We start from the raw sequence: 13,797 nt of genomic DNA on the forward strand, positions 1-13,797 counted from the left end.
CTTCAGGTGTGGGGGTGATGGTCTCAGTTTCTGGCTCTGGCGTTGAACCCGGCGATCAGGGCGGCGATGTCGTCGGTGACGACCTCGGCGAACGACCGCTCGCCGAAACCTCCCGCCGCCCAGTGGCGCACACCTTCGCTGACGTGCATACCGGCGAGTCGGGAAAGGTGTTGCACATCGATCTGCGCCGCGAGCTTGCCGTCCTGCTGCGCCCGGGCGAACAAGTCGCCGAACATATCGGCATCGACATCGTCGGGGGCGTCGCCGGCCAAGATCCGGTGTTCGTGCCGGTACCCCTCGAGGATGGTCTGAACGATCAGTTCGGGCGGATTGCGAGCCATCGAGCGTTCGAGGCTGCGCAAGGCTTCTCCGATGACCACCTCGACGTCGTAGTCCTTCGTCAACAGCGAGCGAACCGTCTTCTGTGCGGCGCGCGTCGACAGCAGTCCGACCTCGAAGAGGATGTCTTCCTTGGCGGGGAAGTAGAAGTAGAACAACGCCCGCGACACCCCGGCGGCCCGGCAGATGTCCGCCACCGTCGTCTTGGCGTATCCGTTGGTGCGCCAGAGTGCCATCGCCGCCTGCACCAGGGCTCGCTTGGTCTCGTGCGAGCGGGCCCGCTGATAGGACGCTCGACGTTGACTACCGTCAGCAACACTTACCGACTTCGTAGCGGGCACATTCGCACTTTAACAGCCGGATTGATACTTGGAAATAGTTGACGATAGTCTAACTATGGAGACGGCACGACGAAGGGACCGCGATATGCCGAACGCACTGCACCACGTCGTGATGCGCAGCCATTCCGCCCCGACGCTCACCACGTTTCTGACCGAGGTGGTGGGAATGACGGTGCAGTTCCAGATGCACGTACCCGGGGAGGTCCTCGAGAAGACACTCGGCTGGCCACCGTCCGACGGCGCCGAGGTGACGATGTTGGGCCGCGGCGACGCCGGCCTGCTCGAGGTGCTCGACGTACCCGAGCACTTGCGTGCGTCGGTGCCCGAGGGGCTCGCCGCGCTGTCCTTCATGACCGAGGACTTCGGCGCGACCCGCGAACAGGCGAGCGCGTTCGCGAACGATGTGACGATGCTCGACACCGGTGTGCCGGGCGTCGACCTGTTCTTCTGCACCATGGGCGGTGTGCCCATGGAGTTCATGGGAAGTTATGCGCCCGAGGAGAATTCAGCGGCCAGCGACGCCACGAACTCCTGAGTACGCGTGCGCGAGGCGCGCCGATCCTCCGCATCCTGCCCCAGCGGCACGACCCGGACGGCCAGATCGGTGACACCGGCGTCGCGGTACCGATGCAGCCGGGCCGCGATGGTCGCTTCGTCGCCGGCGGCCATGGTGTCTCCGACATCCTCGGCATCGCCGTGCTCGAGCAGTCGGACGTAGTTGGGGGAGAAGTCGGCATGCCCCAGCACGTCGCCGGCGTAGGCGCGGGCGTCGTCGACCTCAGCGGCCGAGCAGAGCGCGACGGGAACGCCTGCCACGACGCGTATTCCGCTGCGTCCGGCCTCCTGCGCCGCTTTGGTGATGGTCGGGACCACGTAATCGCCGATCGCGCGTTCGTCGGCCATCCAGAGAATGGTTCCGCCGGTGCGTTCGCCTGCGATGCGCAACATCGTGGGACCGAGTGCGGCCATCAACACCGGCAGGTCGAAGGAGTCGCTGACATCGACCGGGCTGTCGACGTGATAGCTGTCGTTGTCGACCACCACCCTGCCGGGACCCGCGAACGCCGCATCAAGCACGTCGAGGTAGTCGCGCACGAGGTGTGCCGGTCGGTCATAGGACAGCCCGAGCTGGTCGGCGATGATCCAGTGATGCGACGGCCCGATGCCCAGCGTGAAGCGACCGGCGCAGGCGACCTGGGTGGTGAGCGCTTGTTGGGCCATGATGAGCGGATGACGGGTCTGGATGGGCACCACCGCGGTGCCGACCTCGATGCGTTCGGTGACCCGGCCGAGTAGCGCGACGGCCGTCATCGCGTCGAGATACCCGGGCACCTGCGGCATCCAGAACGACGCGAAACCCAGCCTCTCGGCGGATGTTCCGTCATCGAGCAAGCCGGCGAGCCGGTCGGCGCGCGGGCGTTCCTTGTCCGAGCCGACCATCAATCCGACGCGCATCACGCTCTCCGCTCACGGCACATAGCGGTCCCATTCGTGGGGGACGACGGGGTAGAACGGTGCGGCGAAAAGCGGGTCGACGGCGTCGTCGCTCCACCGCTTGGCCAACGCGGGCCGCATTCTCTCGGCGGTGACGACCGGATCCTCGTCGAGGAAGCAGTACGAGATCATCTGTCCCGCCTGCGCGCTGGCCAACCGCGACCCCACCGAAAGCGATGTCGCCGACCACACGCCCGCGACACCGTCGATTTCGGCCAGCTCCCCCGGGGCCGAGGGAGCCGATTCCAGCAGCAGATAGACGCCGCGAACCGGCCACCACGGCAGGACATCGGCGCCGACCTTGACGCGCGGCGCCGCCACCTTCTGCCCGACGTCGTAGACGCCGCGTTCGACCGGGGGCAGCAGCGGCAGCTTGCGCCCCGCATCGCCGAGCGCCTTCGACAGCGCCAGGAACGGCTCCATCCCGCTGGAATCGGTGAAGAAGTAGGTCATCACATGATCGATGTCGTCATAGCGGTCGCGGCTACACGCGCGCGCCGATCGGCACTGCGGCGTCGACACCAGCCGCAAAGACGCACGGACGGCCGACAGCCGGTGCTGCTCGGGGCGGTGGTCGAGGGTGTGCCAGCGCAGGTAGTCCGCGTCGGCGCCGTCGGGATGTCGCCTCGCCATGGATACGAACAGGGTGGTGACGTCGCCTCGGCCCTCGGCGAGGACGCCGGTCACCTCGTCGGACGGTGTGCCGGGTAATTGCATCGGTGCTCCGTTCAGTCCGCAGGTTGTCGGAGAAGCTCTGGGCGTCGTGCCGCGATCATCCGCTGAAATCCCTCGCGCCACGGCACTTTCGTCGAGCCGAGCACCTCGTGCATGTAGGTGACATCCGGCCACAGCGGGGTGTGCGCATCGGGTGTGTAGTCGAACGTCGGCTCGACGCCGATCAGTTCACCCATGTAGGCGCAGTACTCCTCGACGCTGACCGTCTCGCTGCCCGCCCAGTTGACCACGATCGGCGGGGTGTCGGCGACCTCCATGGCGCGGATACCGAGCTCGACGTAGTCGTCCTCGTAGATGGGGTTGTAGTTGTTCGGCTTGTCGGGGTACAGCCGGATCGGCTTGCCCGCCAACATCATCTCGAGGCGGTCCGCCGGCGCACCGCCCTCCGGGCCGTAGGTCGAGCAGATGCGGATGATCGTCAGCGGGATGTCGTACTGCTTGGCGGTCCACGTGCAGACCGCCTCCGCGGCGATCTTGGAGAAGCTGTAGTTGGCGCGCAACGGCACGCCCGGTGGGTCGGATTCTCGCAGCGGGCGCTGCCCCTGGTACCCGTAGACGGAACCGGTCGAACAGAAGACGAAGCCCTTGGCGGCGCGACAGCGGTACAACAGGTCGCCGGATTTCTGCGCGTTGGTGTCGACGCACTGGGGCCAGTCGCCCTGGCCGGTGTCGACGGCGGCGTGGAAGACGTAGGTGAAGTCGTCGGGTAGCGCGGAGAAGTCGCCGCGGCTCATATCGAGGGCGATCGGGGTGATACCGGCGGCGCTGAGCCTGTCGCGATCACCGGGCTTTCTCAGCCGTGCGGCGCCCCATACCTCGTTCTTCTCGGCAAGGGCCCGGGCGATGGGAAAGGCGATCTTGCCGGTCGCGCCGGTGACGAGGATCTTCTCTGCGTCGAGCATCCCTTCAGTCATAGCGCACCCGACCGTAAATGTTAACTACTTGATAACTTGATATCCTGGGAGTCGTGCAGCTCACGTTCGACGCCGACGTCGAGGCCTTCCGCGCTGAGTTCATCCGGTTCCTCGACGAGCACCTGCCCGCCGAGGCGGAGGCCGCCGGGGAACGGTCGCGGTCGACGTCGCACGTACCGGAGTGGGCCCGTCGTTGGCAGCAGGTGCAGTTCGACCACGGCTGGCTGCTGCCGGGCAACCCGCCGGAGTTCGGCGGTCGCAACGCCGGCATCCTGCAACAGTTCGTCCACCGCGAGGAACTCTCTCGACGCCGGATCTACCACGCGTTCAACCCGCAGGGCGTCGGCATCATCGCCGCATCGCTGCTGTCCTTCGGTACCGACGACCAGAAGCGGCGGTGGGCGGTGCCGATCCTGCGCGCGGAGATGACCGCGTCGCTCGGCATGAGCGAACCCGGCGCGGGCTCCGACCTGGCGGGGTTGAGCACTCGGGCGACGGTCGACGACGCCGGCTTCGTCGTCAACGGCCAGAAGGTCTGGACATCGGGCGCCCACGACGCCGACGTCATCCTCACGTTTGTTCGTACCGACCCGAAAGCGGCCAGGCACAAGGGAATCAGCGCTTTGCTGGTTGCGACCGACAGTCCCGGCGTGGTGTGCCGGCCGTTCGCCTCGGTCCACGACCGCGAGGGTCTGGACTTCAACGAGGTGTTCTTCACCGATGTGCGGGTGCCCGCCGAGAACCTGGTGGGCCCGCTGCACGAGGGCTGGCGGGTGGCCAACGGGTCGCTCGGGCATGAGCGCACGATGATGTGGATGTCGTTCGCCAACCGGTTGAACCAGCTGCTGGAAGACTTCCGGCCCGCCGGGGCGGTGGACCGCGACCACTACGCGTCGATAGCAATGGACTACCAGGCGCTGCGCCTGCTCGGCTCGGCGGCGCTCGGGCAAGCGGCGCGCGGTGAGCGCGACATCCCCGCCGTCTCGGTGCTCAAGGTGCTGGGCTCGGAGGCCGAACAGAACGCCATGCGACATGCGTTGGACGCGGCTGGTGTCGGCGGGTTGACCGATCCCGCGCTGACCGCTGCGTACAACCCCTATGCGCCAGACCTGTTCACCGCCAGCTGGTTCGCGCGCTACATCAGCACCTACGCCGGCACCATCGCCGGGGGGACGTCGGAGATTCAGCGCAACATCATCGCCCAGCGCGTGCTGGGTCTGCCCGCGCGCTGACCGCTTGCGAGGATGTGATCGTGACTGTGGTTCTGGTGCATGGCAATCCGGAGACCGACGCCGTCTGGAACCCGTTCGTCGACGCGCTCGAGCGCACGGATGTGGTGCGGTTGTCGCCGCCGGGGTTCGGCGCCCCGCTGCCCGACGACTTCCCGGCAACCTATCTCGCTTACCGTGATTGGCTCGTCGACAAGCTGCAGAGTATCGAGGAGCCCGTCGACCTCGTCGGACACGACTGGGGCGGCTGTCATGTGATCAACGCGGTGATGCATCGACCCGACCTCGTGCGCAGCTGGGCCAGCGACGTCGTCGGCCTGTTCGACCAGGACTACGTATGGCACGATATGGCCCAGGCGTTCCAGACTCCTCAGGCGGGGGAGCAGGTGGTCGAGGCGATGATGGCCGGTTCGCTGGAGGACCGCGCGCAGCAGTTGGCCGACTTCGGGGTTCCCGCGGGCGCTGCGGCGTCGTTCGCCGCAGCGCAGGGACCGGAGATGGGCCGGGCGATTCTGGCGCTGTACCGCTCCGCACGCCAACCGGCCATGGCTGATGCCGGCAAGGCACTCGAGAACGCCGCGGCCCGGCCGGGTCTGTCGGTACTGGCCACCGAGGATCCCTTCGTCGGGTCCGAGGCGATCAGGCGTCGGGCGGCTGACCGGGCCGGTGCACGTACGGAGGTGCTCGACGGGCTGGGGCACTGGTGGATGCTCGAGGACCCAGCGCGCGGCGCCGCGGCTCTCAGCCGATTCTGGGAGTCGGTCGGCGGATAGCAGCTCGCCGCTGGGTCCTCACACCCGCGCGGGTTTCGGCGCCGCGAGCTCGGCGAGCGCTGACATGAACAGCTCGTCCATCTGCGGGCTGAGCTCGGAAAGCGTTGCGGCGCTGGCGAAGCTGGCGGCACCGAAAACCCGTTCCAGCACCTCGGATTCCGTGGAGGCGCCGATGGACAGGCACAGGCAGGCAACACCCTCCGCTCGGAGCTCCTCGAGCGCCTTGCTTGCGTCGGACTCCGCGTACCGGCCTTCGTATCCGTCGTCGTAAGGGAAGCCGTCCGACAGGACGAGCAGCAGTCGATTCGGCGTGCCGGCCTCGTTCTTGAGAACCTCACCGGCACCACGGATTCCCGCACCCAATCGGGTGTAGCTCGCCGGCTCGAGCTGATTGAGCCGGGCCCGTCCGACGGCGCCGAAGGTCTGGTCGAAGGTCTTGATGGCCGGCAGGTGCACGGCGTGGCGGCCCTGCGATCGGAATGCGTAGACGGCGACGCGGTCACCGAGTTCTTCGAGTGTGACGGCCAGAGTGGCGGCCGCGCGTCGCTGGTGGTCGTGCACCGCGAGGCCGTCTGAATCGGCGTCGACGGCGGACCCGGACGCGTCGATCAGGATGAGCACGCCCAGATTTCGGGCGAGCTTGCGGCGCTCGAGGTAGACGTGCTCGGGGGCGGAGAAGCCGGACTGCAGATCGACGAACAGGTCGATGAGCGCCTCGATGTCGAGGTCGTCGCCGTCGGCACGGCCGCGCAGCACCTTCGGGCCGAGCCCGACGCGAGCCAGGCGTCGCCGCAGTACGTCGTCATGCTCGACACCGGCATCGGAGACGTCGGCGGCGGCGGTCAGTGGAAAGTCGATGACCCGGCACCAGTCAGGCTTGTACCGGTCGTTGAAGACGTCCCACTCCGGATACAGCGCGCCGCCCACGCCGATCGCGGCACCGGGCTTGCCGTCATCGGTGAATTGGATCCGGGTGGGCAGGGGACGGGCGCTGGGTCCGATATCTTGCACCCGGCGGGTGGACCGAACCGTCATCTCGACGCCCGCGGCGCCCTCCCCTTCGGAACGCTTACCGCCGAACATCTTGCGGAAGTAGTCCGACAACGACTGATTATTGAAGAGCGGGCTTTCGAAGAGCTTGAGTATCTTGCTATCCCCCGACTTCCCGCCGTCATCTTCGTCATCTTCGTCGTCGTCCTCCGATTCGGGCATGTCGATGGGGTCGAACTGCAATCGGAGGTCTTCGTTGGTGGCCTGCCCGCCCGGTCCGGGGGACGCCGCCACCAACCGGGAGGGTTTGATGACACCGAACCACTCCGGTGGGTCGGCAACTTTGGCTCGGCTCTTGGCCACCTCGAGTGACTCGTCGGCGGTCGCGGTGCTGCGTTGTCCGTCGGGCAGGAGCGTGGCGTCGAGGGGAATCTGTCGGGCGAGGTCGGCGAGTACCCGGTTGCCTTCGAGTGCAAGGTAGCGGCGCGCCAACACCGAACGTGCCCGCAATCCCTTCACCAATCGCGGATCAAGGCTCCCCGCGCCGAGAAGTGCAGCCTGAACCATCGTTTCGCGCCGCTGCTCCTCGACGGAACCGCCGGCCGAGACGAAGATGAACTGGCCATTCGTGTGCGCAGGCTGGCCGGCCGGCGCCTCGGTGACGTCGACCGCCCTGCCGGCGATGTAAGTGGCCAGGAACCGGAACCGGTCGGGAGTGTTGGGATCGGAAGCGTCGGTCACGTCTGGGGCAGGACGGTATTGACGAGTTCATCGAGGGCGCGGATGACATCCGCATCGTCGGAGAGCACCTGGACGACGGCCGCGTGGACGGCACTGCGAAGGTTCAGCCCTTCAGCCGCGAGGCCGCCGGCGAGGATCAACATGCGAGTGGAGGACACTTCGCGCAACGGTGAGCCATCGAGGTTTCGGATGGCGTGCGCGAGCTTGACCAGCGAACGTGCTGTCTCGGTATCGATCCCGGCTTCGTAGGCAACAACCTCGGTCTCGACGGCGGGGGACGGGTAGCCCAGTTCGATGGCGACGAAGCGCTGACGGGTCGACTCCTTGAGGTTCTTCAGGACGCTCTGGTATCCGGGGTTGTAGGAGATCACCAACTGGAATCCGGGCGCCGCCTGCAGTGTCGTGCCGAGCCGGTCGACGGGCAGCTCACGGCGGTGATCGGCGAGTGGATGGATGACCACGGTGGTGTCCTGGCGCGCCTCCACCACCTCGTCCAGATAGAAAATGGCGCCCTCGCGCACCGCCCGGGTCAACGGCCCGTCCACCCAGACCGTCTCACCGCCCTTCAACAAAAAGCGGCCAACCAGATCCGCCGACGTCATGTCCTCGTGTCCCGCGACGGTGATCAGGTCCCGGCCCTGCTGGTGGGCCATCGCCTCCACGAAACGTGTTTTCCCGCAACCCGTAGGGCCTTTCAACAGTACCGGCAGGCCTCGGCGGGCCGCCGCGCGGAAGACCTCCACCTCGTCGCCGACGGCACGGTAAAACGGCGCGTTCGAAACGGGGGTGACCACCGCAGAAGTACTGACCAACATTTACTCTCCTCGCTCGAGCGGAACGTTCTCGGGAAGCTTCACGCCCTCGGGGAGGACAAGCTCACCGTCGTGGTTGATGTAGCCGGAATTCGTCAGGGGCATCGGTAGCGAAGGATCGGGGCACGGCCGATCGGTGTCTTCACCGCAGATGCCCATCAGAAAGTACGAGCGCTTAAGGATGTCCTCCGGCCAGGGATCTTGGTGCATGGCGAACCACTGCGCCGGAATGTTGTAGAACACGAAGAAGAAGGCACTGCACGCGGCGAAGATCGCCAGGAAGCGGGTGAGCTGCTGTCGGACGAAACCGCCTCGGACGCGGTCGAGTCCGCGCTCGACGAAGGTCCGACCACGGTCGTCGGTGAAGTAGCGCATGCAGCAGAGGCCGGCCTGGACACCGCCCCACATGAGCCCTTCGTAGAGCGGCCACTGGTAGTAGGTGCCGGCATTGACCGACAGAGCCTGAATGGCGCCGGGGTAGGTGAAAAGCCCCATCGGCATGAGGAACAGGCCCTCGATGACGAAATCGAAGAGGAAGGTCCAGGCGATCACCACGCCGATCAGGCCGAAGGTATTGATGTTGGGCCACCGCTGCTTGGCTTTGCGCATGACCCAGCAGCCGAGCATCGTGCACAGCAGGACGAAGCAGTAGCCGGGTGCGTTCATCAGGAACGGTTCGGCCATCATGGCGCCCGGTTCGCCGAACGACACCCAACCCGGAATGTCCTGGACCCATGAGCCGCGGTTCCACATCCAGGTGTTGTAGGTGCTCCACGTGTTGAAGTAGTTCAGCAGCGGATCCTGAAAGAACAGCAAGCCGCAAGCGATCAGGAGCATGCCGTCGAGGGTGATTCGCCGCTCCCGGCGCCACGGCCGGATGATGAACCACCAGATGGCAATCGGCAGTCCGACGACGATCACGGCAGTCCAGGTGAAAAGGATCGCCTTCATGAACGTCGGTGGTTCAGTCGGTCCCGGGGGAACCCGTTCGAAGTTGGGGCCGGTGATCCAGCGGATCCACACGTAAAGCTGGAAGGCGAGAATCGCCCCGCCGACCGCCGCCCAGATCTTCACCGGGGTGATCTTCGACTGCGGCTGCGTTCCGAGCGACGCGTCGCTCAGCGATTCGGTGCGAACGGGCTTCTTCTTGCTCGACAGATCGCTCACGACGCCGTCTCCTCTGCATTTGCCGAACCCATCGACTCCACCCTCCCTCCGAAGTGACCGATTCTCCGAAAATATACCAGTCAGTATCTCGATGACTAGTGGTTCGAAAATATTCTGTGGCAAAATTGCCGCATGGTTGAACCTTGGACGCGGGAACGACGCCTCGAGCGCACACGCTCGCTGCTGTTGGACGCCGCCGAGCAAGTGTTCGCCGAAAAAGGCTTCATCCCAGCGACTCTCGACGACATCGCCAAGGCGGCCGGCTACTCCAAAGGCGCGATTTACAAGTACTTCGCCGCCAAGGAAGACTTGTTCTTGGCCGCAAGCGACCGGTACTGGCGACGCTATTTCGACAATTTCGCCGAGATCATGTCATCGGCCGACCACATCGGGGCACGCGAGCTCGAAGACATCGGCGACCGCTGGCGTCAGCTGAGTCGTGACCGTGGCGCCGAGCATTCGGCACTGGGCCTCGAGTTCAACCTCTACCTACTGCGGAATCCGGAGGCGCGGGAACGCGTGGCGGCCAAGCGATCAGAGGTTGTGGACAAGCTCGCCAAGTACATCGTCGAGGGCATCGACAACATCGGCGCGACCCTGTTGATTCCCGCGACGACATTCGCCCACATCATTATCGCCACGACCGACGCCGTCGAATTGGGCAGCCACCTGGACGATGTCGATCTTTATCAGTCGATGGTCGAGATGTACGTGTCGGCCGTCAAAATGCCCTGAGGCCTCATTGCCCCTGTTCGATGGGCACGGGCGAGGGCACCTCGGCGCCTTCCGGCAGAACGAGTTCGCCGTCGTGGTTGATGTAGCCCGAGTGCTTGGTCGGATACGGCAGATCAGGATTCGGGCACGGTCGGTCGGTACCCTCACCGCAGATGCCGGGATTGAAGTACGAGCGCTTCTGCACGTCGTCTGGCCACGGGTCGCCGTGCATGCCGAGCCAGGTCGCGGGCACGTTGTAGAAGAGGAAGAAGCATGCGCTGACGCCCCCGAAGATCGCCAGGAAGCGAATGAACTGTTGTTTGACGAACCCGCCGCGGATGCTGTCCAGTCCACGTTCGACCAGGGTGCGTCCTCGGTCGTCGGTGAAGAAGCGCAGGCAGCACAGCGCCGTCTGGACGCCGCCCCACATCAGCCCCTCGTAGACGGGCCACTGGTAGTAGGTGCCGGCGTTGATCGACAACGACTGGATGGCGCCCGGGTAGGAATAGAAGCCGATCGGCAGGAGGATGAGTCCCTCCATGATGAAGTCGAAGACGATGGCGATCGCATAGGTGACCAGGACCAGTCTCAGATTGCTGATTGCCGGCCACCGGTTCTTGATCTTGCGCATGATCGCGCATCCGACGATGGTGAGCAGCAGCACGCCGTACATGTAGCCGGGAATATTGGTCAGCAGCGGTTCGGGCACCGTGTGGCCCGGTTCCTCGTGCGCCACCCAGCCCGGAAAGTACGGCGCCCAGGATCCCCGGTTCCATAGCCACGCGTTGTACGTACACCAGGTGCTGTAGTAGTTGAGCATCGGATCCTGGAAACACATCAGGCTCATCGACACGAGCAGCATGCCGTCGAGCGTGATGCGCTTGTCGCGCAGCCATGGCCGGATGATGAAGAACCAGAGCGCGAATGGCAGGCCGATCCAGAGCACGACGGCGTTGGCGATCAGCGGGATCTTCATGTAGAGCGGTGGCTCGCTCGGGCCTCCGGCGACCGGCTCGAAGTATGGTCCGCTGACCCACCGGATGATCAGATATAGCGTCAGTGCCAGGAACACGGCGCCGACAGTCGCCCAGATCTTGATGGCATTCGACGATCGCGGGGTCACCGCGCCGAGGCCCGTGATGCCGCTCGCCGGTTCGGTGACCGCGGGTTTCCTTTTGTTCGACAACTCGCTCAAGACGCCTCCTGACACCCCGTTGCGCCCACGCGCGCTCACCGAGAAGATACCAGGGGGTATCTGAATGTCCAGAGGGATTCTCAGATTCTGTGGCAGACTTTTGTCATGGTCGAGCGCTGGACACGGGAACGACGGCTCGAGCACACGCGTTCCCTGTTGCTCGACGCCGCCGAGGACGTGTTCGCCGAAAAGGGTTTCGCGCCAGCGACTCTCGACGATATCGCCCACGCGGCCGGCTATACCAAGGGCGCCATCTACAAGCACTTCGCCACCAAGGAAGACCTCTTCCTGGCCGTGAGTGACCGGTATTGGCGTCGCTATTTCGACAACTTCGCCGAGGTCATGGCGGCGGCCAAACGGATCGGGTCACAAGAGCTCGATGAGATCGCAAAGCGGTGGCGTCAGCTCAGCCGTGACCGTGGAGCCGAGCAGGCGGCGTTGGGCCATGAGTTCACCCTTTATCTGCTGCGCAATCCGGATGCACGGAAGCGCGTGGCCGACAAGAGATCAGATGTCGTGGAAGCGCTCGCCAAGTTCATCGTGGAGGGCATCGACAGGCTGGGTGGGACGCTTCTGATCCCGGCGCTGACCTTCGCTCAGGTGCTCGTCGCGACCAGCGACTCCGTCGTTCTGGGCAGCGAACTCGACGACGTCGACCTCTACCGGCCGGTCATCGAGATGTACGTGTCGGCGATCAAGCTGCCGTAGTTCGCGGATGGTCACGCTCCCTTGCCCGCCGCCGCAGCGGCCGGATTCTGGCTCGCCGCAACGGAGATCGATTTCGTGTCGGTGTAGCCGTCGATGCCCTCGCGGCCGAGTTCGCGCCCGTACCCGCTGCCCTTCACGCCGCCGAAGGGCGCGAACGGGTCCATCGTGTAGCCCTGGTTGACCCCGAACGTGCCGGTGCGGATGCGCGCTGCGACCCGCAGGCCCCGATCGGTGTCCTCGGTGAACACCGATCCGGCGAGGCCGTAGTCGGAGTCGTTGGCGATCGACACCGCCTGGTCCTCGTCGGGGTAGGGGATGACCGTCAGCACCGGGCCGAAGATCTCCTCGCGGGCGATGCGCATCGAATTGGCCGCGTCGGTGAACAGAGTGGGACGCACGTACCAGCCCTTGTCGAGACCATCGGGCATCGCGGCACCGCCGGTGACGAGACGGGCGCCTTCGGCCTGACCCGCCTCGATGTATCCCCGCACCCGCCTCTGCTGGCGGCGCGCGACGAGCGGACCGACCTGGGTGGCGGCGTCGGTCGGGTCGCCGACCACCAGGGACGCCATCTCGGCGGCCAAGGCGTCGGTGAATTCGTCGGCCCGGCCGGCGGGCACCAGGATGCGGGTGAGCGCGTTGCAGATCTGCCCACTGTTGCTCAGGCTGGCCGACCGGACGCCCACGGCGACGGCGCCGGGGTCGGCATCGTCGAGCACGATCGCGGCGGACTTACCGCCGAGCTCGAGGCTGACGCGCTTGAGGTCGGCTGCGCATGCGGCGGCGACGGCCTTGCCCGCGGGCGTCGAGCCGGTGAACGAAACCTTGTCCACGCCGGGGTGCTTCACCAGGTACTCGCCGACGGACCCGTCGCCCGGCAGCACGCTCACCACGCCGGGCGGCAGTTCGGACTCGGCGATCATCTCGGCCAGCAGCAGCGCGTCGAGCGGTGACTCCGGCGCCGGCTTGAGCACAACGGTGCAACCGGCGAGCAGTGCGGGAATCAGCTTGGTGACGATGAGGAACTGCGGCATGTTCCACGGCACGACGGCGGCGACGACGCCGACCGGTTCGCGACGGATGTGGATATCGGCCCCGTACATTCCGGGCCGCGCTTCGGACCAGGGATAGGTCTCGGCGAGAGTGCAGAAGGCGGTCATCATCATCGCGGGCAACCCGACCTGCGCCCGCTGCGCGAAGCTGATCGGCGCACCGATCTCCGACGTGATGAGCTCGGCCATCTGGGAGCGTCGCTGGCCGTAGAGCTTGGCGAGCCGTCGTACCGCCGCGATGCGTTCGGCGGGCTCGAGCCGCGGCCACGGTCCGGAGTCGAACGCCGCCCGCGCTGCGGTGACGGCCTTGTCCACATCCTCGGGGGCCGCGACCGCCACGCGCGCGATGGGCTCCTCGGTGTGTGGTGAGACCACTTCGATGTGCTGTCCGGTGCTCGGTTCCGACCACCTGCCACCGATGAACAGCTCATCCGGACGCATAGTGTGCTCACCTTTCCACGCCGAGTTCTGCGCCACGGCTGCGATGTCTGCCGAATTACGACCGTCGTGCAGATTTCGATGACGTTGACCGCTCTGCGACGCCTGTATCAACTACTTGTGATTGCCTGTCACAGCATATATCGTCGGTTCGT

14 protein-coding genes are annotated in these 13,797 nt (G+C 65.7%); 5 read left to right on the forward strand and 9 right to left on the reverse strand.

What is annotated here, in order from left to right; translation table 11 throughout:
- Nucleotides 1-23 precede the first annotated feature (23 nt).
- Entirely contained in the window at nucleotides 24-587 is a 564-nt protein-coding gene (locus tag ABGB19_RS18250) for a helix-turn-helix domain-containing protein (protein WP_347687538.1), read from the reverse strand.
- Nucleotides 588-765: 178 nt separating this feature from the next.
- Between ABGB19_RS18250 and ABGB19_RS18255 the strand changes: the two genes are divergently transcribed.
- A complete protein-coding gene (locus tag ABGB19_RS18255; protein ID WP_347687383.1) occupies nucleotides 766-1,215 on the forward strand; it encodes a hypothetical protein in 450 nt (149 codons plus the stop codon).
- Here ABGB19_RS18255 and ABGB19_RS18260 read toward each other — a convergent pair.
- Genes ABGB19_RS18260 through ABGB19_RS18270 form a run of 3 tightly spaced genes read right to left on the reverse strand, consistent with a single transcriptional unit; the run spans nucleotide 1,167 to nucleotide 3,811 of the window.
- Nucleotides 1,167-2,135, reverse strand: a complete 969-nt coding sequence (locus tag ABGB19_RS18260) for a TIGR03564 family F420-dependent LLM class oxidoreductase (protein ID WP_347687384.1) — start codon at nucleotides 2,133-2,135, stop codon at nucleotides 1,167-1,169. The two genes, ABGB19_RS18255 and ABGB19_RS18260, sit on opposite strands and share 49 nt — an antisense overlap.
- 12 nt (nucleotides 2,136-2,147) lie before the next feature.
- Complete coding sequence (locus tag ABGB19_RS18265; protein WP_347687385.1) at nucleotides 2,148-2,891, reverse strand: hypothetical protein; 744 nt, start codon at nucleotides 2,889-2,891, stop codon at nucleotides 2,148-2,150.
- An 11-nt stretch (nucleotides 2,892-2,902) separates the two neighbouring features.
- Entirely contained in the window at nucleotides 2,903-3,811 is a 909-nt protein-coding gene (locus tag ABGB19_RS18270; protein ID WP_347687539.1) for an NAD(P)-dependent oxidoreductase, read from the reverse strand.
- Nucleotides 3,812-3,876: 65 nt separating this feature from the next.
- Between ABGB19_RS18270 and ABGB19_RS18275 the strand changes: the two genes are divergently transcribed.
- Complete coding sequence (locus ABGB19_RS18275; protein ID WP_347687386.1) at nucleotides 3,877-5,055, forward strand: acyl-CoA dehydrogenase family protein; 1,179 nt, start codon at nucleotides 3,877-3,879, stop codon at nucleotides 5,053-5,055.
- Nucleotides 5,056-5,075: 20 nt separating this feature from the next.
- Nucleotides 5,076-5,825, forward strand: a complete 750-nt coding sequence (locus ABGB19_RS18280) for an alpha/beta hydrolase (RefSeq protein ID WP_347687387.1) — start codon at nucleotides 5,076-5,078, stop codon at nucleotides 5,823-5,825.
- Nucleotides 5,826-5,843: 18 nt separating this feature from the next.
- Here ABGB19_RS18280 and ABGB19_RS18285 read toward each other — a convergent pair whose 3' ends face one another.
- Genes ABGB19_RS18285 through ABGB19_RS18295 form a run of 3 tightly spaced genes read right to left on the reverse strand, consistent with a single transcriptional unit; the run spans nucleotide 5,844 to nucleotide 9,535 of the window.
- Nucleotides 5,844-7,556: a VWA domain-containing protein gene (locus ABGB19_RS18285; RefSeq protein ID WP_347687388.1), complete on the reverse strand. Its 1,713-nt coding sequence runs from the start codon at nucleotides 7,554-7,556 to the stop codon at nucleotides 5,844-5,846.
- Nucleotides 7,553-8,371, reverse strand: a complete 819-nt coding sequence (locus tag ABGB19_RS18290; RefSeq protein WP_347687389.1) for a CbbQ/NirQ/NorQ/GpvN family protein — start codon at nucleotides 8,369-8,371, stop codon at nucleotides 7,553-7,555. The genes ABGB19_RS18285 and ABGB19_RS18290 overlap by 4 nt, the downstream gene beginning before the upstream one ends.
- Nucleotides 8,372-9,535: a spirocyclase AveC family protein gene (locus tag ABGB19_RS18295; protein ID WP_347687390.1), complete on the reverse strand. Its 1,164-nt coding sequence runs from the start codon at nucleotides 9,533-9,535 to the stop codon at nucleotides 8,372-8,374.
- Between the two features lie 132 nt (nucleotides 9,536-9,667).
- Between ABGB19_RS18295 and ABGB19_RS18300 the strand changes: the two genes are divergently transcribed.
- The gene (locus tag ABGB19_RS18300) at nucleotides 9,668-10,270 is read left to right on the forward strand and encodes a TetR/AcrR family transcriptional regulator (RefSeq protein ID WP_347687391.1); all 603 of its coding nucleotides are present in this window, start codon (nucleotides 9,668-9,670) and stop codon (nucleotides 10,268-10,270) included.
- 4 nt (nucleotides 10,271-10,274) lie between these two features.
- Here ABGB19_RS18300 and ABGB19_RS18305 read toward each other — a convergent pair whose 3' ends face one another.
- A complete protein-coding gene (locus ABGB19_RS18305) occupies nucleotides 10,275-11,444 on the reverse strand; it encodes a spirocyclase AveC family protein (RefSeq protein WP_347687392.1) in 1,170 nt (389 codons plus the stop codon).
- A 105-nt stretch (nucleotides 11,445-11,549) separates the two neighbouring features.
- Here ABGB19_RS18305 and ABGB19_RS18310 point away from each other — a divergent pair, with 105 nt between their 5' ends.
- The gene (locus ABGB19_RS18310) at nucleotides 11,550-12,152 is read left to right on the forward strand and encodes a helix-turn-helix domain-containing protein (RefSeq protein ID WP_347687393.1); all 603 of its coding nucleotides are present in this window, start codon (nucleotides 11,550-11,552) and stop codon (nucleotides 12,150-12,152) included.
- A gap of 11 nt (nucleotides 12,153-12,163) precedes the next feature.
- Here ABGB19_RS18310 and ABGB19_RS18315 read toward each other — a convergent pair whose 3' ends face one another.
- A complete protein-coding gene (locus ABGB19_RS18315) occupies nucleotides 12,164-13,645 on the reverse strand; it encodes an aldehyde dehydrogenase (protein ID WP_347687394.1) in 1,482 nt (493 codons plus the stop codon).
- Nucleotides 13,646-13,797: the final 152 nt, after the last annotated feature.

This window comes from Mycobacterium sp. B14F4 (assembly GCF_039871645.1).
In the GTDB taxonomy this organism is placed as follows: domain Bacteria; phylum Actinomycetota; class Actinomycetes; order Mycobacteriales; family Mycobacteriaceae; genus Mycobacterium.

Coding starts and splice junctions, on each gene's coding strand:
- ABGB19_RS18265 (WP_347687385.1), bottom strand. CDS start 2,891: ATGCAATTACCCGGCACACCGTCCGACGAGGTGACCGGCGTCCTCGCC.
- ABGB19_RS18300 (WP_347687391.1), top strand. CDS start 9,668: ATGGTTGAACCTTGGACGCGGGAACGACGCCTCGAGCGCACACGCTCG.
- ABGB19_RS18315 (WP_347687394.1), bottom strand. CDS start 13,645: ATGCGTCCGGATGAGCTGTTCATCGGTGGCAGGTGGTCGGAACCGAGC.
- ABGB19_RS18290 (WP_347687389.1), bottom strand. CDS start 8,371: ATGTTGGTCAGTACTTCTGCGGTGGTCACCCCCGTTTCGAACGCGCCG.
- ABGB19_RS18255 (WP_347687383.1), top strand. CDS start 766: ATGCCGAACGCACTGCACCACGTCGTGATGCGCAGCCATTCCGCCCCG.
- ABGB19_RS18270 (WP_347687539.1), bottom strand. CDS start 3,811: ATGCTCGACGCAGAGAAGATCCTCGTCACCGGCGCGACCGGCAAGATC.
- ABGB19_RS18310 (WP_347687393.1), top strand. CDS start 11,550: ATGGTCGAGCGCTGGACACGGGAACGACGGCTCGAGCACACGCGTTCC.
- ABGB19_RS18260 (WP_347687384.1), bottom strand. CDS start 2,135: ATGCGCGTCGGATTGATGGTCGGCTCGGACAAGGAACGCCCGCGCGCC.